This window comes from Aliivibrio sp. S10_S31, assembly GCF_014694495.1.
Classification (GTDB): Bacteria; Pseudomonadota; Gammaproteobacteria; order Enterobacterales; family Vibrionaceae; genus Aliivibrio; species Aliivibrio fischeri.
Window position 1 is genome coordinate 32,743 of record NZ_JAAUWR010000010.1, and the last position, 20,283, is coordinate 53,025.

The 20,283-nt window shown below is 37.0% G+C and carries 22 protein-coding genes; 14 read left to right on the plus strand and 8 right to left on the minus strand.

All coding sequences use genetic code 11. The features are described from left to right. Nucleotides 1–9 precede the first annotated feature (9 nt). Nucleotides 10–708: an ABC transporter permease gene (locus HC728_RS10240; RefSeq protein WP_190395429.1), complete on the minus strand. Its 699-nt coding sequence runs from the start codon at nucleotides 706–708 to the stop codon at nucleotides 10–12. A gap of 3 nt (nucleotides 709–711) precedes the next feature. Continuing rightward, nucleotides 712–1,533 (minus strand): substrate-binding domain-containing protein, encoded by an 822-nt coding sequence (locus HC728_RS10245; protein WP_017019238.1) that lies wholly within the window; start codon nucleotides 1,531–1,533, stop codon nucleotides 712–714. Nucleotides 1,534–1,814: 281 nt separating this feature from the next. On the opposite strand from HC728_RS10245, the gene HC728_RS10250 reads away from it, so the two are divergent. Continuing rightward, the gene (locus HC728_RS10250) at nucleotides 1,815–3,242 is read left to right on the plus strand and encodes a sigma-54 dependent transcriptional regulator (protein ID WP_017019236.1); all 1,428 of its coding nucleotides are present in this window, start codon (nucleotides 1,815–1,817) and stop codon (nucleotides 3,240–3,242) included. After that, nucleotides 3,239–5,281 (plus strand): HAMP domain-containing sensor histidine kinase, encoded by a 2,043-nt coding sequence (locus HC728_RS10255; protein WP_190395430.1) that lies wholly within the window; start codon nucleotides 3,239–3,241, stop codon nucleotides 5,279–5,281. Before HC728_RS10250 ends, HC728_RS10255 begins: the two co-directional genes overlap by 4 nt. A 245-nt stretch (nucleotides 5,282–5,526) precedes the next feature. Here the strand turns inward: HC728_RS10255 and HC728_RS10260 are convergent, their stop codons facing one another. Next, entirely contained in the window at nucleotides 5,527–5,709 is a 183-nt protein-coding gene (locus HC728_RS10260) for a hypothetical protein (protein WP_005419410.1), read from the minus strand. Nucleotides 5,710–6,155: 446 nt separating this feature from the next. Between HC728_RS10260 and HC728_RS10265 the strand changes: the two genes are divergently transcribed. Then, complete coding sequence (locus HC728_RS10265) at nucleotides 6,156–7,019, plus strand: sensor domain-containing diguanylate cyclase (protein ID WP_190395431.1); 864 nt, start codon at nucleotides 6,156–6,158, stop codon at nucleotides 7,017–7,019. 116 nt (nucleotides 7,020–7,135) lie between these two features. Here the strand turns inward: HC728_RS10265 and HC728_RS10270 are convergent, their stop codons facing one another. The 3 genes from HC728_RS10270 to HC728_RS10280 are packed head-to-tail and all read right to left on the minus strand — an operon-like array spanning nucleotide 7,136 to nucleotide 9,592. Continuing rightward, a complete protein-coding gene (locus tag HC728_RS10270; RefSeq protein ID WP_190395432.1) occupies nucleotides 7,136–8,500 on the minus strand; it encodes an ATP-binding protein in 1,365 nt (454 codons plus the stop codon). An 18-nt stretch (nucleotides 8,501–8,518) separates the two neighbouring features. Next, the gene (locus tag HC728_RS10275) at nucleotides 8,519–9,175 is read right to left on the minus strand and encodes a response regulator transcription factor (protein WP_012534090.1); all 657 of its coding nucleotides are present in this window, start codon (nucleotides 9,173–9,175) and stop codon (nucleotides 8,519–8,521) included. A gap of 33 nt (nucleotides 9,176–9,208) precedes the next feature. Beyond that, nucleotides 9,209–9,592, minus strand: a complete 384-nt coding sequence (locus tag HC728_RS10280) for a PepSY domain-containing protein (RefSeq protein WP_017019232.1) — start codon at nucleotides 9,590–9,592, stop codon at nucleotides 9,209–9,211. A 342-nt stretch (nucleotides 9,593–9,934) separates the two neighbouring features. Between HC728_RS10280 and HC728_RS10285 the strand changes: the two genes are divergently transcribed. The 5 genes from HC728_RS10285 (at nucleotide 9,935) to HC728_RS10305 (ending at nucleotide 14,194) form a co-directional block, all read left to right on the plus strand. Further along, complete coding sequence (locus HC728_RS10285; protein WP_065597471.1) at nucleotides 9,935–11,491, plus strand: BCCT family transporter; 1,557 nt, start codon at nucleotides 9,935–9,937, stop codon at nucleotides 11,489–11,491. A gap of 99 nt (nucleotides 11,492–11,590) precedes the next feature. After that, nucleotides 11,591–12,049 (plus strand): hypothetical protein, encoded by a 459-nt coding sequence (locus HC728_RS10290; protein ID WP_190395433.1) that lies wholly within the window; start codon nucleotides 11,591–11,593, stop codon nucleotides 12,047–12,049. A gap of 100 nt (nucleotides 12,050–12,149) precedes the next feature. Then, the gene (locus tag HC728_RS10295; protein ID WP_017019229.1) at nucleotides 12,150–12,545 is read left to right on the plus strand and encodes a hypothetical protein; all 396 of its coding nucleotides are present in this window, start codon (nucleotides 12,150–12,152) and stop codon (nucleotides 12,543–12,545) included. A gap of 145 nt (nucleotides 12,546–12,690) precedes the next feature. Then, nucleotides 12,691–13,179 (plus strand): hypothetical protein, encoded by a 489-nt coding sequence (locus HC728_RS10300; RefSeq protein ID WP_190395434.1) that lies wholly within the window; start codon nucleotides 12,691–12,693, stop codon nucleotides 13,177–13,179. A 238-nt stretch (nucleotides 13,180–13,417) separates the two neighbouring features. Next, nucleotides 13,418–14,194, plus strand: a complete 777-nt coding sequence (locus HC728_RS10305; RefSeq protein ID WP_238933805.1) for a hypothetical protein — start codon at nucleotides 13,418–13,420, stop codon at nucleotides 14,192–14,194. 44 nt (nucleotides 14,195–14,238) lie between these two features. On the opposite strand, the gene HC728_RS10310 is transcribed toward HC728_RS10305, so the two are convergent. After that, complete coding sequence (locus HC728_RS10310; RefSeq protein ID WP_190395436.1) at nucleotides 14,239–15,921, minus strand: chitinase; 1,683 nt, start codon at nucleotides 15,919–15,921, stop codon at nucleotides 14,239–14,241. A gap of 185 nt (nucleotides 15,922–16,106) precedes the next feature. Here HC728_RS10310 and HC728_RS10315 point away from each other — a divergent pair, with 185 nt between their 5' ends. From HC728_RS10315 to HC728_RS10340, 6 genes are all read left to right on the plus strand, one after another. Then, a complete protein-coding gene (locus HC728_RS10315) occupies nucleotides 16,107–16,550 on the plus strand; it encodes a GNAT family N-acetyltransferase (protein WP_017019225.1) in 444 nt (147 codons plus the stop codon). An 18-nt stretch (nucleotides 16,551–16,568) separates the two neighbouring features. Then, nucleotides 16,569–17,351, plus strand: a complete 783-nt coding sequence (locus tag HC728_RS10320; RefSeq protein WP_017019224.1) for an SDR family oxidoreductase — start codon at nucleotides 16,569–16,571, stop codon at nucleotides 17,349–17,351. Between the two features lie 23 nt (nucleotides 17,352–17,374). After that, on the plus strand, nucleotides 17,375–18,220 hold the full coding sequence (locus HC728_RS10325) for a sulfurtransferase (protein ID WP_190395437.1): 846 nt from the start codon (nucleotides 17,375–17,377) through the stop codon (nucleotides 18,218–18,220). Between the two features lie 34 nt (nucleotides 18,221–18,254). Continuing rightward, nucleotides 18,255–18,473 (plus strand): DUF6500 family protein, encoded by a 219-nt coding sequence (locus HC728_RS10330; protein WP_017019222.1) that lies wholly within the window; start codon nucleotides 18,255–18,257, stop codon nucleotides 18,471–18,473. A 1-nt stretch (nucleotide 18,474) separates the two neighbouring features. Next, a complete protein-coding gene (locus HC728_RS10335; protein WP_026029318.1) occupies nucleotides 18,475–18,909 on the plus strand; it encodes a GNAT family N-acetyltransferase in 435 nt (144 codons plus the stop codon). Nucleotides 18,910–18,998: 89 nt separating this feature from the next. Next, nucleotides 18,999–19,472, plus strand: a complete 474-nt coding sequence (locus HC728_RS10340) for an N-acetyltransferase (protein WP_005419379.1) — start codon at nucleotides 18,999–19,001, stop codon at nucleotides 19,470–19,472. Here the strand turns inward: HC728_RS10340 and HC728_RS10345 are convergent. Continuing rightward, a complete protein-coding gene (locus tag HC728_RS10345; protein WP_190395438.1) occupies nucleotides 19,469–20,113 on the minus strand; it encodes a glutathione S-transferase in 645 nt (214 codons plus the stop codon). The two genes, HC728_RS10340 and HC728_RS10345, sit on opposite strands and share 4 nt — an antisense overlap. Nucleotides 20,114–20,283 lie beyond the last annotated feature (170 nt).

Consider the following 20,283-nt stretch of genomic DNA (forward strand, 5'->3'; position numbering starts at 1 on the left):
ATATGCCTACTAAGTACGTAAATACCCTTTACCACGAGTGATAGAGAGTAAAAAGTTTAAAACGAGTGCTAAAACTAATAACACCATACCAAGAGCAACACCCTGTGCAAATGCGCCTTTTTGGCTTTCCATTGCAATCGCAGTTGGAATATTTCGAGTAGAGTTGAAGATGTTACCACCAACCATCATTGAACAACCTACTTCAGTAATTATACGAGAAAACCCAGCAATAACGGCGGCTAGGATAGGGAAGCGAGTCTCCCAAATTAAACTGCCAAATGCGCGTGGAAGTGAAGCTCCGAGCGTAAATGAGGTTTCCCAAACACGGCGGTCACTGTGTTGGAATGCGCCATGCATCATCGCGACCATGATCGGAAAACAGATAAATATTTGTCCTATGATCATCGCTTCTTGAGTAAATAATAGTTGCCAATCCCCTAATGGACCAGCGCGTGAAAGCATCATATACAGCAATAAACCGATAACAACGGTAGGAACTGACTGTAAGGTATTCATTATAGAAAGTAATAGCCACCGCCCAGGAAAAGATCCATAAGCAAGCGCAAATGCCAACAAAAGAGCAGGTAATAATACAACTGCCATTGCAAATAGGGATACAGAGAAAGAAACACCTACGATGCTCCATAATGCAGTATCACCACTAAACAGTAATTGAATTGCCTCTTGAGAGGTGGCTAAGATAGACATGGATTATTTAGCGTCCGCAGTGAACAGTTTTTTACCATTAAGAGTAAAGCTATCGATCATTGCTTGGCCTTTGTCGCTTACTAACCAATCACTGAATGCTTGCGCACCTTTCGTGTTTAGGTTTTTGTAACGCTCTGGGTTAATTAGAATCACTTGGTAAGGGTTAAATAGACGCTTATCACCTTCAACCATGATCTCAAGGTCTAGTTTGTTTTGGTAAGCTAACCAAGTACCACGGTCTGTTAACGTGTAAGCTTGTAGTTCAGAAGTCATGTTTAGTGTTGGACCCATGCCTTGACCAACGGCTTTATAACCACCGAAGTTTGGTTCAATTTTAGTTTGAGCCCAAAGATTCAATTCTTTTTTATTTGTACCAGAATCATCACCACGTGATACGAAAGTTACGTCAGATTCAGCCATTTTTTTGAAAGCTGCGGTTACGTCTTTCATGCCGTGAATATGAGCAGGATCAGCCTTTGGACCTACTAGTACAAAGTCATTGTACATCAGTGATTTTGGCTCAACACCATAGCCTTTTTCAACAAAGTTTGCTTCAGCTTTTGGTGCGTGAGTCATTACTAAATCAACATCGCCATTTTCGCCCATTTTCAATGCTTTACCAGTACCAGCAGCAAGAACTTGAACTTCGTAGCCAGAATCTTTTTGGAATTCAGGAAGAAGATAGTCTAATAGGCCTGAGTGGTAAGTACTTGTTGTTGTTGCTAAACGTACAACGTTCGCGTCATTAGCGTAAACGTCAGTCGCAGAGAAAGAACCTAAAGCCAGTGCAGCAACTGCAGAAAATGTCTTAATTTTATTGTTCATGTTATATCCATGTAATGAAGTTTAACTTGCAAAGCATAATGCTCTGAAGTGAATAGACTCGTACCCACTAAAGCAATCACTATGCCAAGTATAATGCCTTTAAACACACACTTAACGTAATGATATTTAAGTGGTTGAATAGGATTCTTACATAAAAACCTTACAAAAAATGTGATTAGGACAAAATGTCGCAATAGAAAGGATACATTTTGCAAATAACAGGTTAGAATAATTAGGACATTTTGACCCACATAACTCTTTAGATCTTATTAGGAATAAATATGGTTGTAAAATCAGATTGGAATGCGTTTTCAGTTCTTGTTGTTGATGATGAAATTGGTATGCAAACCATACTAAAAAAAGCATTAAGTAAACAATTTGGACAAGTGCATACCGCAGGTACGATTGAAGAAGCAGAAGAAATTCGACAATCTCACCATCTTGATTTAATAATTCTTGATATTAACTTACCCGGTCAAACTGGTTTAGAGTGGCAAGAAAGCATTGCATGTGATGCTCGTAATTATGATGTGATTTTCATGACAGGTTATGCGGAGTTAGATACGGCTATTCAAGCACTTCGACTTGGCGCATCTGATTTTATTTTAAAACCGTTTAATCTTGAAAATATGCTACAAGCAGTAAAACGATGCATGGACCGTCGTTTAGTTGAGCGAACCAACTTCGCTTTAAAAAGAGAAGTCGAGAAGAAGAATCCTATTGAGATCATTGGTAATGCAGAGAAAACTTTACAGTTAAAGAAAATGGTTGCTCAGCTTGCTCCCTCTAATGCTGCTGTATTAATTGAAGGTGAATCAGGAACTGGTAAAGAGTTAGTTGCTCGTGGTTTGCACCAATTAAGTGAACGCAAAGGGCCATTTGTACCATTAAACTGTGGGGCTATTGCTCCCGACTTACTTGAAAGTGAATTGTTTGGTCATACTTCTGGCGCGTTTACTGGTGCCAAGAAAGGGCGTGAAGGTTTATTCAGAGTTGCGAATGGAGGCACCCTGTTTTTAGATGAAATCGGTGAAATGCCAATTGGAATGCAATCATCGCTGCTTCGAGCGTTAGAGCAAAAAGCTATTCGTCCTGTAGGCTCTGAAAAAGAAATTCCTGTTGATGTTCGTATTGTTGCAGCTACTAACCGTAATTTATTAGAAGAAGTGGAAAAAGGAAATTTCAGAAAAGATTTGTTTTATCGTTTAAATGTCTTAACGGTTTCTCTACCAGCATTACGAGAGCGTAAAGCGGATCTTGCATGTTTAACCGAACATTTTTCGCAAATGATCGCGAGTGAAATGGGGGTAAAACCTGTACATTGGGCTCATGAAGACATTGTAGCAATGGCAAATTACGATTGGCCGGGCAATATCCGTGAACTTAAAAATATGATTGAACGTTGTATTTTATTAGGTAAACCACCTGTTGAACATTGGGCTGAATTACAAGGTGATGAGCCAATTCATCAAGACGATGAACAGAGTAAAAATGATGACGCATCAAGGAATAAAGAAGGCGAGTGTACTTGTATGCCTATCTTAGATACCTACCCAGAAAAATGGACATTAAAAGAAGTGGAAAAATCACACATCATCACTGTCGTGGATCTTCATGATGGTAATAAATCTGCAGCTGCAAGGCAGTTGGGGGTTGCTCGTAAAACTTTAGAGCGTAAGTTTAAAGAGTGGAGCGAAGAAAACGCATGACGCTATCTCCGACGGTTTGGAAAAAACGCATAAAAACCATGGTGCGTTACCGCTTACTTTGGTTGAACTCGGTTCCATTATTTTTAACCTTATTGGCTCTAGTGATCATTACCGCATTTTGGTCTACACATTATACTTGGCAAAATGCACTGAATGATGTTGGTAGCAAATTATCTGTTGCAAATAACAGTATTGATTTTTTACAGCGAGAGCAAAGCGCAGAATTAAGAGGCTTTGTTGAATCGTATTATTTTCAAAAAAAGTTTGAAAATAAAGCGCCTGATTTTAAGCTATGGGTTTCGCAACAAGCGGGTAAATACAACTCTGATTTTATTGCGTTACATCCAGTCTCTTATATAAATGAGCTACCTTCTTCTTTAGTTAATGATATGAAGATTGGTATGTCACGAACCTTCTTTCAAGTCATGTCTGAAAAAGAATTAGCGGATATTAATCCTAAACTGAAACAACAGGTTTGGGTGACTAACAAAGAAGATGGAAGTATAGAAAAGCGTGGTTTGATTAGCCGAACATTGATACCAATTTTTGACAATAAAGGGAAGTTAACTTGGATTGTTGATAGTGGAATAATATTAAATAACAGCACATTACTTGTAGATAGAATCCGTGATTTGATCTATCCATCAGGTGATTTACCGTCTAATAATCTAGGGACAGTAACGTTATTTTTAGATGGACTTCGTATTAGTACCAACGTTCCACTGCATACTGATTTTGCAAATAAAGAGTTAAATCAAGGTCGTGCTATTGGAACAAAAGTATCTCCAGAAGTGAAAGCACAAGTCATCGAAACTGGTGAGCGTTGGGTGAATCGAGCTTATGTTTATAACGATTGGTACATATCCGCATATCAACCAATTAAGGATATGAACGGAGATGTGATTGGAATGCTTTATACCGGCTATTTAGAGTGGCCGCTATTAAAACAGTATTTACAAAACTTGCTTGAAGCAGGAATTACCATTCTTATTACGTTATTGTTGTCGACTTTTTTTGTGCACCGAGGTGCTCGAGATCTATTTCAACCGATTGAAAAAATTCACTTTGTAGTAAAGTCTGTCCAATTAGGTCAAGATGTTCGAATTGGGGACTTAGGATTAGATAATAGTCATGAATTGGCCAGTTTAGCGCAACAGTTTGACAATATGCTTGATCAACTTCAGTTACGAAATTTAGAGATCCAAAGGGCATCTAAAGAGTTAGAGTCAAAAGTTGAGTCAAGAACGGCAAGTTTGCATGAAAAGACAGTGGAATTAGAGCAATACATAAAGCTATTAAAACAAGCTCAAGATAAATTGGTGATGAGTGAAAAATTGGCATCACTTGGTGAATTGACTGCGGGTATTGCTCATGAAATTAATAACCCTACAGCCGTTATTCTAGGTAATGCGGAATTAATTAAATATGAATTAGGCGAAGAGGCTCATGTAATAGCTGAAGAGCTAGAAACCATTATGGAGCAAATAGACCGAATTCGTAATATCACGCGTAGTTTATTGCAGTACAGTCGACAAGGTGGGATTCAAGATGAGGTGACATGGCAATACATTAATCCGATCATTGAAGAAAGCGTTACCTTAGTTCGCACAGGAGCTCATAAACGAGATATTGAGGTTGAGTTTGATTTTGAGCAGCCACCAAGAGTGGAAGTGAATCGCCATCATTTATTGCAAGTATTAGTCAATCTGCAAATGAATGGCATTCATGCAATGAACAGTAAAGGTAAACTTATCATTCGTAGTCGAACTTGGTGTCATGAAGGGGTCGAGTTTGGTGCGATTATAGAAGTAGAAGATTTTGGATGTGGTATCGCTGGCGAACAGCTGAATCGAATTTTTGACCCGTTCTATACAACAAAGCGTGATGGAACAGGGCTTGGTTTATCCGTTTCTCAAAGTTTATTAAGTCAAACTGGTGGTGAAATTAAAGTGAGATCACAACTTGGAAAAGGAACCGTCTTTACGATCTATTTGCCAACAAAGACAGAAGAACAGCAATATCATAATTTGGTAGGTTGAGTAGCAAGCTAATTAGTGTTACACGACTCACAAAATACGGAACAACTTCAAAATTTGTACTTTTTCTGACCGTTATGTTCACAAAAATTGTTGAAATTAAGTCAGTGATATTAGATAGTTAACACGTCCGGTTATGACCCCGAACAGTTCCAAATTAAGCCACATTTTGAGACGTGTGGCTTTCCTTTATCTTTTTATCTTATTGATAAATCATCAAATTCCAATCAAATTTTCAATCTTTAAAATCAATCAACTAACACAATATTATTGCTATTATCTGTATGTAACTGTGCTTTATTTTGCTCGATAAGTTGAGCTGCATAGGATGGTGTAACTGCGTGATACTGTCCCTGAATCCTAATTGTAGATGCTTCCCATGCATGGTCTTTATACATACCTGTTTGAGTGTACTGAATTATCACTTTCATTTCTTTCTCCTTCTTAAACACAAATTTAACAATAAATGAGGTGGGAGTGATGTGCTACAGCTAAAAATGAAATGTTAGATTGAATAAAAAATAAATAGCTATTTATTCGTGCTAAGTATGTTTGAATGGCTAAATATATATTAAGTTAAAGGTTATTGATTATTAATGCTTATTTAATTTACTGACGATAGATAATTAGATAAACATTAATTGCATTTTGTTTCATATTAAATAAGACTACAAAATCCATTATTTAGTGGGTTTTCTTATTTGTTCAAATTTGGCTTAATAATTTTTTAACAGGTAACAAACAAATAAATAAAGAGGAGAGTTTAATTTAAATTTAACATATCACTACGGTTGCTCTTCTCTAAATTCTAGGCTAGTTAATATCTTGAATTTATAAATGTTTACATTTTGTGGCTGATTCAAGTTTTTGAGTATATATGCAATATAAGTCTTTTTTTAAAAATAATGCTTGTGCACTGTTAATTTGCAAAAACGATCCATATTCTACGATTGTCGAAGCAAATGATGCTTTTTATAAAATGGTTGGTTACTCTCGTGAAAGTATGGAGCAAATACACAAAAATAGATTTTCTAATATAGTGTGTGATGAGTTAATTGATATCTTAGATAAGGTATCTAATGCTATTAATAAAGGGGATTCTTTGGATTATGAATATCGTATTTGTAATCAGAAAGGTGAAACTTTATGGATTCATGACATTGCTACGTATGATCCGGTTTCAGATCAATTTTATGTAGTGATTATGGATATAACGTATAGACAAATAGCTCTAGAAAGTGTTTCTAAAGTAGCAAATATTGATAATTTGACTGGTTTATTAAATCGTTCACATTTAGAAGAGAAAATTACACAAGAAATTGAGTCATTGAAGGGTCCGTCTTCATTTGCAATGTGTTTAATTGATTTAGATAACTTTAAAGCTATTAATGATTCATTTGGCCATCTAATTGGTGATCATGTTCTTGCTACTATGGGAGAAAAATTAAGTGTTTTATTTGAGAGTAATTATATTATTGGACGCCTTGGAGGGGATGAATTTGCTGTATTTTTAACTAATATTGACTCCATTGAAACCTTGTCAGGTATCGCGCAAACTATTGTGGATTCATTAGTTTTTGAGTTTAGAGGAGTAGTTGTGTCTGCTTCTGTAGGTGTTTATTTTGATAAAAGCGGTACCTATGATTTTAATTCAATGTATGAGGCTGCGGATAAAGCTCTTTATTGTGTAAAAAATAAAGAAAAAGGTAAATTTGATATTCAATTTTCAAATACTGTATGAAGCATTTATATAGTTATAGTTATAGTTATAGTTATAGTTATAGTTATAGATATTGGTTATTAGTACTCGTACGTTACCTATTGGTAATAATGGATAACGTACGAGGTTATTTATTGTTAATTAGTCACCAGTGGAAAGGTGAGGGTTGCTTTTAAGCCGCCTATTTTACTTCTACCTAAAAGCAATGAACCGCGATAGCTGTGTGCCATTTCGTCTACAATATTTAAACCAAGTCCTGTTCCAGGAGTTGATTCATCCAGACGAACACCTCGTCGAATTACGTGCTCTAGTTTATCTTCTGGGATGCCATTTCCATCATCTTCGATTATGATTTCAATGAGATTGTCAGCAGCGTATTTAGAATGAACACGAATCATAGAGCTTGCCCACTTATAGCCATTTTCGAGTAAATTACCCAGCATTTCATCAAGATCTGTTGCTTCTACGGCAATATTGTCATCACTGTTAAGTTCGTTAATTAACATGACTTCACGAGCAGCATAGACTTTATCAAAAGCCATTGATATGGCATCGACGCGATCAGATGGAGAGGTTGCAACAGATAAGATATTCATTGAACCAGCCATGCGAGCACGCCCTAAATGGTAGTCGATGTGCTCTTGAAGTTTATTAATAGGCAGAGATAATCGCTTTTTATCCTCTTTATCTAAATGTTCTAATTCATTTTTAAGGACGGATAGTGGTGTTTTTAAAGAATGAGATAAGTTACCAGCGTGATTACGGGCACGTTCAAGCAATTCTTGATAGTGAAATAAAAGCGCATTGAGATCCGAAACCAAGGGAGCAATTTCTTGAGGGTAGTGTTGACTCAAATTTTGCTGCTCACCTTTACGCAGCTGAATTAATTCAGATTGCATTTTAGCAAGTGGGCGTAAAGACCAACTGACTTGAATACCAATAAGGAATAAAATTCCGCTAAATAATAATCCTAAGATAATCCAAACTTGCCCAGTTAACTGATGCAATGTTTTTTCTAAAGGATCTTCATCCACACCAATCGTTATTGTTATTGGTGTTTTAATTTCTGGAAGGTAGATTTGTTTTTGAATATAGATAAGTTTTTCGTCTTTTGCTCCTTTAACGGTAGGATCAATATCTAAAGTATTGTCTTTAAAATTGAGTTTTTTATCCCATAAAGAGCGAGATCGTAATTCATCTTTTTTTGTACTCGCAGTCCAATATAGGCCGCTATAAGGCTGATTAAAACGAGGATCTGAAAGTCGCGAAAATAAAACCAATTTCCCTTGTTTATTGGTTTCTAAATTCGCCGTGATCTCATCCATAGACAAAGCCAATTGTTCTTTTACGTCTTTAACCAGATAGTCATTAACTAATTTTGGTATGCCAATACCGGCCGCTAAAATCATTGAAGATAGCCAAAAAGCCGCGGCAAGAAGCAAGCGGCTTTTTAGACTTAATTTTTTAAATGCATGCTGGAGGCGACGTGGTGTTCTTTTCATAGTAACCCTTTATTAGTGCTATGAATTTAGCTGATAACCAAGTCCACGAACGGTTTTGATGATATTTGGTGCTATCTTTTTACGAATTCGACCAATAAATACTTCTACAGTATTTGAATCACGGTCAAAATCTTGTTTGTAAATATGTTCAACAAGCGTCGTTCTAGAGATCACTTTATCTGGATTGTGCATGAAATAAGCAACCACTTTATATTCTAATGCGGTTAGACTTACTGCTTGATCTTGCCATAATACTTTGGAACTTCGGGTATCTAAGCTTAAATCACCAATTTTCAAAATAGGGGAGGCATTACCAGAAGCTCGACGTAATTGAGCACGAATGCGAGCAATCAATTCCACCATTTCAAACGGTTTAGTTAAATAGTCATCTGCGCCTGCATTTAAGCCTTCAACACGCTGAGATAAAGTATCTCGAGCACTTAAAATAATAACGGGCGTGTTAATGTTCTCATCACGAATGCTTTTAAGTACGGTTAAGCCGTTTAATTTTGGTAAGCCTAGGTCGAGTACGATAGCATCCCATTCTTCAGTTGTTGCTCTATATAATGCATCAACACCATCTTGAGATAATTCAGGAACCCAATCGGCAGACTCTAACGTCTCAACAATTTGTTCACCTAAACGTAAGTCATCTTCTACAACTAAAATCTTCATTATTATTGTTATCTCTATATATTGTGGATTGGTTTACTTAAGTGCAGCTCGAATATCACGGCCTTTAATTTCTGTGATGGCAAGATTAGCTGCATTGTATTCAACTTTTAATACATTATTATCGTGTACGATTTTTAGCTCATAAGTCCACTCATCATCGTCTTCTTCAAGTTCTACTTTAATGATACGGCCATTAAAATCTTGAGCGACAGTGGTATACAGTTCAGAAAATGGCTTAATTAACCCAGATTTCACTGCTTCATATACCTCATCTTGATCTTCATCTATTTCTATACGCGTGTCTGCCGTTTGAATATCTTGGACTAATTCATGCCCATTTTGATGACTATTGGCCAATACATTCTGAGAGAATATAGAGAACAGTGCTACGAGGTATATGACTGATTTTTTAAGCATGATTTATCTCAATAGGTTAGCTATGTGATTAAGTATAAAACAGCGAATATGAATATAAAATGAATTTTGTAGGAGAGAGAAGAATGACAAATAACAGCGCAAATGATTAAAAAACAATCTACCTCAAATGGATTATTTTGATAAAAGTGTAAATTTTTTTGGTTGTTTGTATTATTTTATGGTTGATTTTATAACTATCTGATTTTTAGGCGTAATATTCGTTTTTTGTGATGGTATTCATGTTTTTTTCACTAGAAAATCGAAAAGTTGAAAAATATTTCACTGGTTTTACGTTTTTTAAGCTGCTAGAGTTCCGTCCCTCACGCATCAAGTGAGATATTTATGTCTACAAATAGTAAGCAAACTAGCGACAAACTTGTTCCAACCCTCACAATAGGATTTATCCTTCTATTTCTTTTAGCTGCCTTTGTTGATCTCTCAGCATTCACTGCAACTATTCAATCTTTGTTCATGTCGGTTTCGACCATGTTCGGCTATTGGTGGCAGTGGTTAATGATCATCACTTTTGTTTTGGCTCTTATCATTGCGATGAGCCGTTATGGCAAAATTAAGATGGGCAGTGAATCAAAACCCACTATCGGTACTTTCCGTTGGGTAGCTATGATCATGTGTACTCTGCTTGCAGGCGGCGGCGTGTTTTGGTCAGCAGCTGAACCTATTTTCCATTTCATTACACCATCACCAAGCTTTACTGATGTTAAAGGTGGCACGTTGGCAGCTGTTGCTCCAGCTTTAAGCCAAAGCTTCTTGCATTGGGGATTTTTAGCATGGGCTGTGCTTGGCACATTAAGTACGATTGTTCTTATGTATGCCCACTATAACTGCGGTGTAAAACTTCGTCCTCGTGCATTGTTATATCCTATTTTAGGTGACAAATTAGAGAATCATTGGATTGGTTCGGTCATTGATGCTTGTTCTATTATTGCTGTAGCAGCAGGAACCATTGGACCAATTGGATTTTTAGCAACACAGCTAAGTTACAGTCTGACTGTTCTGACAGGCCTTGAAAGCTCGCTGATGAGTCAAATCATCATTTTGACCGTGATTGTTAGCATTTATTCTGTTTCGGCCTTCTCAGGCATGGACAAGGGCTTACAGTGGTTGAGTCGTATGAATGTTATTGGTGCTGTTGCATTATTAGTTGCGATCTTAGTTCTTGGTCCTACCGGTTTTATCTTTAAAGAGTTTGGTATGGCTTTTGGTACTTATATTCAGCACTTACCGGAAATGAGCTTGAGTACTGCAGATCCTTCTTGGAATTCATGGTGGACGTGGTTCTTCTGGGGATGGTTTATTGGTTTTGCCCCAATGATGGCTATCTTCATTGCGCGCATTTCTCAAGGCCGAAGCATTCGTGAGTTGATTATTACGGTAGCAATTATTGCTCCAATTGCGACAAACTTTTGGTTTTCATCATTGGGTGGAACAGGGATTTTCCTTGAGCTACAAACTCCGGGTAGCATTTCTCAACCATTGCAAGAAGCGGGCTTACCAGCGGTGTTATTAGCTTCATTAGCTCAATTACCTTTTAGTTTCTTATTGATACCTGCATTCCTTGTACTTACAACGACGTTTGTAGCAACAACAGGTGATTCAATGGCTTATTCTATTGCAATGGCAGTAGAGGGTACTGATACACCATCAAGATATCAGCGTCTATTCTGGGCGGTTATGATGGGTGTGGTTGCCGGCGTTTTATTGATTGCGGGTGATGGTGGATTAAATGCACTTCAATCCTTTATCGTAATTACAGCTGTACCTGTTTCTTTCTTGGTTGGTGTTACTTTTATTACTGGGCCGATTGCGGTTTTACGTATGAAGAGTGCAGAGCTTGAAAGTAAATCATCGGTAGATTGCACAAAAAGCGTTACGGTGTAGTTGATCCAATAAAACGTTTTGATTGAATGAGAGGCTTATCGCAGAAACTGTGGTAAGCCTTTTTTATTATGGATAAACGACTATTTCAGGAGTGAATGTATGTCAAATAAAGAAGCCGTATTGCAGCAGTTATTTTTACGTGAAGTAAAAGGAGTTCCAATTGTTGAACGTAATGAACTTTCTCATTGTGATATTCAAGAAAAAGAATTCGTTACATGGGGTCAGCAAAAAAGAGATTTTTCATTTGACGAAATCTTTGAATCTCATTGGATAAAAACGTGTACGGCTGGCTATATTACGGAGCTTATATTTAGTCAAAATGGGAGTTTAATTGAGTTTACTTTGTTTGATCGATTAAAAACGGTAGGGCATTGGGAACTCATTGATGGTTTGCTCTATATATCAATTTTTAAGAACGAAAATCAATATGACTTCGTGGTTGTGGCAAATTCATCTATAAATATTCATTCCGCAATAGAGTACAAGAATAATGAATTGCACTCTTATCTTAAGTTAGCTCAAACACGAATATTAGATAAAGTACCTGATCAATATTAATCAAGGAATGGGTTATTGATAAGTAAAAAACTGATTTATATCAAAGAGATTCTTTGTTAGGGTTGGTGTAATTGATATTCAACTTATTACTAAGATATTTATGAGCACACTTATTTCAAATAGAAATAAACAATTTAGAGCTAAGCTATTATTATGCTTAGTTCTTTTAAGTGTGTTTATCTGTTTTAGTCAATTGATTGGTGTAACTTCGAGCTGTAAAGAACACTTGATTGAGGCGCAAACAAAAGTACACCAATTAGAGGCGGTGACAGGAAGTGATTCGCAGCAGATAGCGCCTAAATGCGAATTGGTTGAGCACTTATTATCCTTTGAAAATAGCATGCACGATTTACTTTTAGGTGCTTGGTTATTCATAGCGATTGCTCTTGTTGTTATCCCTTTACTCCATTCACCTCCAATCTTTATTGAACCCATAGAACGACAAGTTCAGAAGGTTCGGCGTCGGCATCTTAGATTCTGTGTTTTTCTAGAATAAAAACCTAAGTAATACTAATTTCAGGGATTGCTCGTTAACTGTTGCGAATTACACCACTTAATCGTTGTGTTTAGGGTAACGGGTGCGTGAATGGAATTAGTATAAATTTAATTAAATATTTTTATTTTATACTTAGGAAATGACAATGAAAAAATTAGAAAAAGCGATTGAAATTATTAAATATCTTCCATTTTATATGTTGTTTGCACCGTTTTGGTTCTCAAACGGAGTTGTCGATAAGTTTTATGGGATTTTATTTGGAACTCGACAAGGTGATAGTTGGGATGGATGGAAAGAATATATAGCAGGTACGTGGTCGAAAAAACCATTAACAGACGCGATATTTGTACCTATGTATGACTATTTATTTCCTGTATTAATAGTGCTTCAAATTTTACCTGTTGTGTTATTAATTACCTCGTTTTTGAAATTAGAAATCTTACCGAATAAGCCTAAAACGTTATTGAAAGCAGGCTTGTTATCTTCTTTGTTTGTAACGGCATCAATGGCTGTTACACAAACATTAGCAGGAGCTTCTGATGTTCAATACTTATTCCAGTTTTGGGCGGTATCATTATTGGCTTTCTGGTATGTAGAAAACCAAGATAAGCAACTAAAATTAGTTACAGCATAAAAAATGAAGCCCTTTAATTCTATAGAGTTAAAGGGCTTTATTTTGTTTTTAGGTATGATGTTTTGAATGAAGTCAATTATGTATTTTGCTGTTCAATTAATAATAATGAAGTAGCTCGCAGATTGTTTTCATTAAAATACAAAATTGCGACGCCTATCATTCGGTATAATTTATGTAAATGAACTGTATGATTCTTGTTTGTAAAATTGTTCTGGGTATTTATCAAGGACAGATTATTATGAAAAAGAGTTTATTAATGATCCCATGTTTTGGGCTACTTGCTGCCTGTGGTGGAAGTGATGAGACAGATCCTCCTTATGGATATTGCAGTAATGCACAAGAAATGACATGCACATATCCTGTTTCTCAGCTTGAATTGAGATATACAATGCACCTAAGAAATGATAACAGCATGTATTTTAGAGGTGATTTTTATAGTGATTATAAACCTCCTATATTTCCATATGAAATGTATGTTTCAGATATTGATCGTGTTGAAATAGTTCAAGATGGAGTTGTACATAGTAGAGAGAATTTGTCAGGTATTGAGTTTCCAACAATCGATGCAATGGGATCAATGTATGAATTCAATTGGTATAGAAATGATGAACTTGTTGGATATACAACTCTTGATCGTCTTCCTGAACCAATTAGTGATATTTCAATAAACTCTTATGAATTAACTAATAGTGTTCGTATCCAATGGAGTGCTGCATCCGATCATCGTTATGATATAGATATACATTCTTTACGTTGTTATAGCAATGGAGATGTAGCCCTTAGTAAAGAATCTAAACAACCAAATTATATTGTTTCTGAAGGTTTTGCATTCGCAAGTTTTGATTTGCTGAACCATTACAATGAAACTATTGAAGGGTTAAAAGAAAACTATGATCAGTGCTCAATATTAGCGGATATAAATGGTCGTAATCTTCTTTCAGTACCGGACCAACATATTGGAAATATAACGTTAAACTTTAAGTCGAATGAAACTTTATATATAGAGTTATTTTAAATAAGAATGGGCCGATGAAACGGCCCATTTTTTATTTGATATGATTAAACTCTTTTCCAAACTCCCCATTCACCAGATGTTTCTGGATTATTGCCTTGAGTCCACCACTGAGCTTGATACGTAACACCATTAACCGTAACTTGGTCACCAGTGTTGTATGTTGCTGCTGCATCCCATGTTGATGATGGCTCTGTTGGCGGAGTAGGTTCAATTGGTGCTGGTGGCGTTGGTTCAACAGGAGTTGGCTCAACGGCTACAGGAGGTGTTGGTTCTGTTGGTGTACCGCTGATTACTTCCCAAACACCAGTTGTACTTGTTGCTGGGTTATCACCTTGATTCCACCATTTAGCTTGATAAGTCACGCCGTTAACGACAACTTGATCACCTGTATTATAAACTTTGTTTGCATCCCATGTATTTGTCGGGTCTGTCGGATCCGTTGGTTCAGATGGGTCTGTTGGTAGTGTTTCTACAACTCGAGTTTCAGGCCAATTTGCATGAGAACCATAGAAGTTAGTGACACATTTTTCGTAATCACCAGGAACAAGCGCAGAATAGGCGGTTTGGAAGCCAACTAATTCACACTCAAAAGACGCACCTTCTGGACGATCTGGGTAATATTTCCAGTTACCATCCCAGTTAGTGTAAAGTACATCCGTTGCACCATTTAGGTTCAAGCTACCGTAAGGCGTTTGTTGCCAACAAGTATTCTTCTCATCAGCTTCTACTGGGATTTCGTAATGTGAAGACAGTCCTTCCCAGTAACGAATACGGTTAACGGGTTGTCCTTTATCCTTATTCTGCTCACCACACTCGATACCACCATTAATTACGTTAATAGTCGTACCAAATCCGTAACCAATTCCTGCATCTGTTTCACGTTGTGATGGTGTCCATGTGCGATCAATAACGTGAAGCATTGCTGGTTTTGGTGCTTGCGGTGTTAAGAAGAACCAAATAGCAGACGCTAAGTTTAGCCAAGAATCAGCAACTAAACCTGGATTGTTTAATAATACAGTCGCATCGCCGTCATACATGACTTCAGAGAAAGCACCGTAGTTAAAGTGGTAAGAAAGCTGTTTAGCACCGCGGCCAAAGTAACCTTGGCCTGCTGCACATGGCCAACGCTTGTTTTGCCAATCATTTTGACCACAACCTGTTGTATAACCTTCTTGACCTTCTGACCATCCCATTTCACGAACGTGAACAAGCGCTTGCTGCCATTCTTCAAGTCCTAGTGGATTGTCTGATACGTTATCTACAGCAATGTGGCCACCGGTTTCTTGTGAGAAATGCGCAAATGCCGTTACAATGGATTTTTTACAGATAGCGTCAGCATCACGTCCATCGGTATAGTCACCACAGAACGCGGGGAATTTACCAATAGCACGTAAGAAGCGAGTATAAGTATATTCTGGAGCCGCCATTTGGGTTAGGAAGAACCATTCAGATTGCGGAAAAACTCGTTCAACACGTTTCACGTTATCTGGGTTAGTAGGAACGCCCGCATCAATGGCTTCAACAACGCTATTAGGACGAGTTTCTAATGCTTTAGCCCAAACATCGTACATAGGGTCTAATGTTTTCGCATCTTCAGCTGCTTTAATTTCAGCTTTAGAGACAACATAACCTGTTGGATTATCAGGGTCAGGTTGAGGGTTCATTGTAAAACTATTCGCTGCAAAACTGCATGCTAGCAATGAAGGTAAAAGAGCGAGTTTAAACATGATTAACGTTCCTTGTGATAATTTAAAAACGAAATTAAGTTGGAATAACTATAGGAGTTTTTAGTAGATTTAGTTATCTCATCTGTTATATCTGTTTTAACAATGCGAGTTGTTTCAAATAGTATGAAATATAAACAAAAGCACATACGCAATGTGATTCATGAAGTAGAAAGGGAAATGTATTGATGGTAAGTATTCGCACAGCAGAAAAAACCGATTTGGCTCGAATTTTTGATATTGAAACTGAAGCCTTCGGTGAGCATGGTTATCCATCTTTCTTTATTCGACAAGCATTTGATTGCTGGGCTAATGGCTTATTAGTCGCTAGAAAAGAGAATGAAACGCTTGGTTATGTATTGCAAGTACCATCAAGTGTAGTTAAAGGTGATGCTTGGATATTAGCGGTCGCGGTATCAAAAGCAGCACAAGGTTGTGGCCTTGGGAAAAAATTGCTTGAAACGGCAATTGCAACCGCAGAAGAGTATGACAGACTATTGTTGACCGTATGCCCAAAAAATAAAAAAGCATACGCATTATACCAATCCTATGGATTCTATTTATTGAAGGAAGAGCAGGATTATTTTGGTCTTGGTGAAGATCGTTTGATACTTGCTTTAGATATAAGTTAATAAAGAATAAGGACTATTATGACATCAATAAGCGTACTCGGATGTGGCTGGTTAGGGTTGCCTTTAGCAAAACACTTAATTGATTCTGGTTTTATGGTAAAAGGCTCTATAAGAAGTTCCAGCAAAATAAGTGACCTAGAAAAAAATCACATTAAGCCGTATTTATTGGATATCGATGCCGTTGAACAATCATGGAGTCAATTTTTAACCTCCGATGTTTTAATCATTGCGATACCATCAAAAAATATCGAAGGGTTTACCTCTTTAATTCCTATCATTGAAGTCTCGTCGATAAAACATGTGCTATTTGTAAGCTCAACATCAGTTTATGAAGATGCGAATCGAGTGGTTACTGAAGAAGATGCAACCATACCTTCTTCTGCATTATCACAGATTGAACGTTTATTTATGCAGTCGACTAAGTACACAACAAGCGTAATTCGATTTAGCGGACTTGTAGGGTATTCACGGAATCCAGGACGCTTTTTTGCCAAAAGTGGGCGCTCTGTGAGCAATCCTGATGCACCTGTAAATATGATCCATCAGGATGACTGTATTGGGTTGATCACTCAAATTATTAAGCAAGAAAAATGGAATGAGATCTTTAATGCGTGTGCTGATACTCATCCAAGTAAGCGTGAGTTTTATACACAAGCAACGCAACGTATTGGTATTGAAACACCTACGTTTATCGAATCTAATGAACAAACATTTAAAATCATCAGTAATCATAAAATAAAAGAAGCGTTAGGCTATGAATTTATTCACCCTGATGTAATGCATATTACGTATGATAGCTAACAAAGATTGAATAGGGAGTCATCATGAATCAATTATTAGCTGATAATCCATTAGTTACTACCGAGTGGCTAGCAGAACATATTAATGATACCAACCTTGTCATTGTTGATGCTTATATGGCGAATATTGTTGGTAAAGAACCGATTGTTTATGACGAGTTTTGTTGTTTACCGAAGTCGCGTAAGCTTGATGTTGAGTTGGATTTTTGCGATCACGCGTCTTCTCAAATTCATGCATTACCAACAGAATCGCAGTTTACAAAAGCCGTTCAAGAGCTTGGTATTAATTCAGATTCCATCGTTGTGATATACGATAACCAAGGGATCTACTCATCTCCACGTGCTTGGTGGACATTTAAAGTAATGGGGTTTGAGCACGTTTATGTATTAGATGGCGGCTTACCAAAATGGCAAGAAGAAAAGAGGGAAGTCGTTACTTCTTACCAACAAATACCTTCTTTAGGTAATGCGGTCGCTAAGCCGAATAGGCATTTAGCTTGTGATTCAGATGAGATCCTTCACGTTATCGATACAGATGCCGTCATTTTAGATGCACGCGGTGAGATGCGATTTTTAGGTAAAGCAGCTGAGCCTCGTGAAGGGGTTCGTAGCGGTCATATTCCAAGTTCTAAAAATCTCCCATTTGCTATATTGTTAGATAATACGACCTTTAAAAATAAAGAGATTTTGAACTCTATTTTTCAAGAAAAAGTACCATCAAATATAACAAAGGTATTTTTCAGTTGTGGTTCAGGCATAACGGCTTGTATTTTAATTTTGGCAGCGGTTTCAATTGGCTATAGAAATGTCGTTTTATACGATGGTTCATGGGCTGATTGGGGAAGTAATCACAAGTTACCGATTGAATAATGAGTTCCTTCTTTGAAGAGTCAAGGATTAGATAATGCGACAAAGTTTAAGAGATAAAATAATTGCGGTTTGTGATAAAAAAATAGAACAAAAGGGAGTTAACGTTGGTGTCTCTTTTTATGCTTTTTTTGCTAATAAAAATGATGACCCTGAGCTGTTAATGGAAGCGGCGACATGGTGGATATCAACACATAAATTAGATCACTTTGAAAAAGCACATAAAATCAAGGCAATGGTTTTAGATGGAAAGTAAAATGAAAATAGAAATACATCAAGGCACTGTGGCTGACGTTCTTATTGTTGATCAACAAATCCCCGAATTTGATAACCGAAATACACATGAGAAACTGACACAACGTCTAAGTGATAAAAAGCACCTTATCTTAGTTGCTGTCTCTGAAGGTATTCCAGTAGCGTATAAGATGGGCTACCAACTTTCTGACTCTGAGTTCTATAGTTGGCTAGGTGGTGTCGTTCCGAGTGCAAGAAAGCAAGGCATTGCAACTCAGTTAAGAGTGACCCAAGAAGAGTGGGCTAAAAAGCAAAGTTATGAAGCGATCAGTGTTAAATCAATGAATCGTTATCCTGCAATGTTGCAATTGCTTATCTCTAGTGGATATCACATTTCAGGCTATGAAGATGAAGGCTCAAGCGATACTAGTAAGATCAAATTTTTAAAGAAATTATAGCGGTAGTTAAGTGAAACCGTCACGATGGTCTAAACTCAAAGAGTCTATTGTAAGTATGAGTCATGGATTTATGAGATAAGGATAATGTTATGGATAAAATCATATTTCAACGCGTAACTGATTGTGAATATCCGTCCTTATTCTCTATTTACAAAAAGTACTTGAAACCAACGATAGAGGAAGCGCTAGGGTGGGATGAATTGTATCAACAACAGCGCTTTAATCAGTCATACCAAAAAGAGTGGTTTGATTGGATAATGTATAATGGTGAGCGCTTAGGGATCATTTGCACTAAGCCCGATGCCATTAGAAGTACGATTCATATTCACTTATTGATTGTTTTTGAAAAATACCAAAATAAAGGTGTAGGCACCGCAGTGATGAAGTGTTATCAAAAGCACTATAGTGACGTTGTCACGAAATCTTGCTTGTCAGCATTCAAAGTCAATAAATCGGTTATCAACTTTTATCTTTCGTTAGGCTATCAAGTTGTCAGAGAAGATGAACATTTTGTTGAGATGGAACGCTCTCTTTGTTTCAGTGGTTATATGGGTGAATCTTAACCGAAAATGACAGGTTCAGCATTACGGTTCCATTTAGGGTAGATCGTCATGGCTTTTGAGAAAATAGGGTCATCATAATGATGAATGAGCCATGATCTCAAATGCGGTAAAGGAGCACTGTTGTACCATTTCTTATCTACTCGTGATAATTGGCGAATAAAAGGTAAAAGCGCATAATCAACGATACTGGCACTTTCCCCCATGATAAACGTATGTCTAGATAATCGCTCTTCAATGTCTGATAACCATTCGACACACTTATTCCTATACTCAACTTCGTTATCGTCATGATAGCGAGAAGCGGCCCTGTATTTTTGTAAAATTTGCACAAATTCAGAGTCACTTTTTTGAATAAGCTCCAACATCAATGGAAGCTGAAGCAAATCATGATGGTATAGTAAGTTCCTTGGGTCGGATTGGGTCAGTGCCCAAAGCATCACATCAACACTTTCTTCAATAACTGTATCTTCAAAATGAAGTACAGGTACCGTGCCTTTAGGGGAAATGGATAGCATTTCTTTGGGTTTATTCATCATGTCTACATCTCGTAGCACAACAGTTTGCCCTGCATACAGAATGGCTAAGCGTGCACGCATTGCGTATGGGCATTGTCGTAATGAGTAGAGAATAGGAATAGTCATCGTTACCTTAAACTTTGAATGAAGTTGAATATGTGTCATTGCTAATAAAAATCATAGTTATACCTCATGATCTGGATCAATAAAAAACCTTACTTCTGGTAATAAAAGTGTGAGGCGAGTAGAATACTCCCTCAAAAATTATTACAGCAAAACGAAGTGAGCAATTTCAG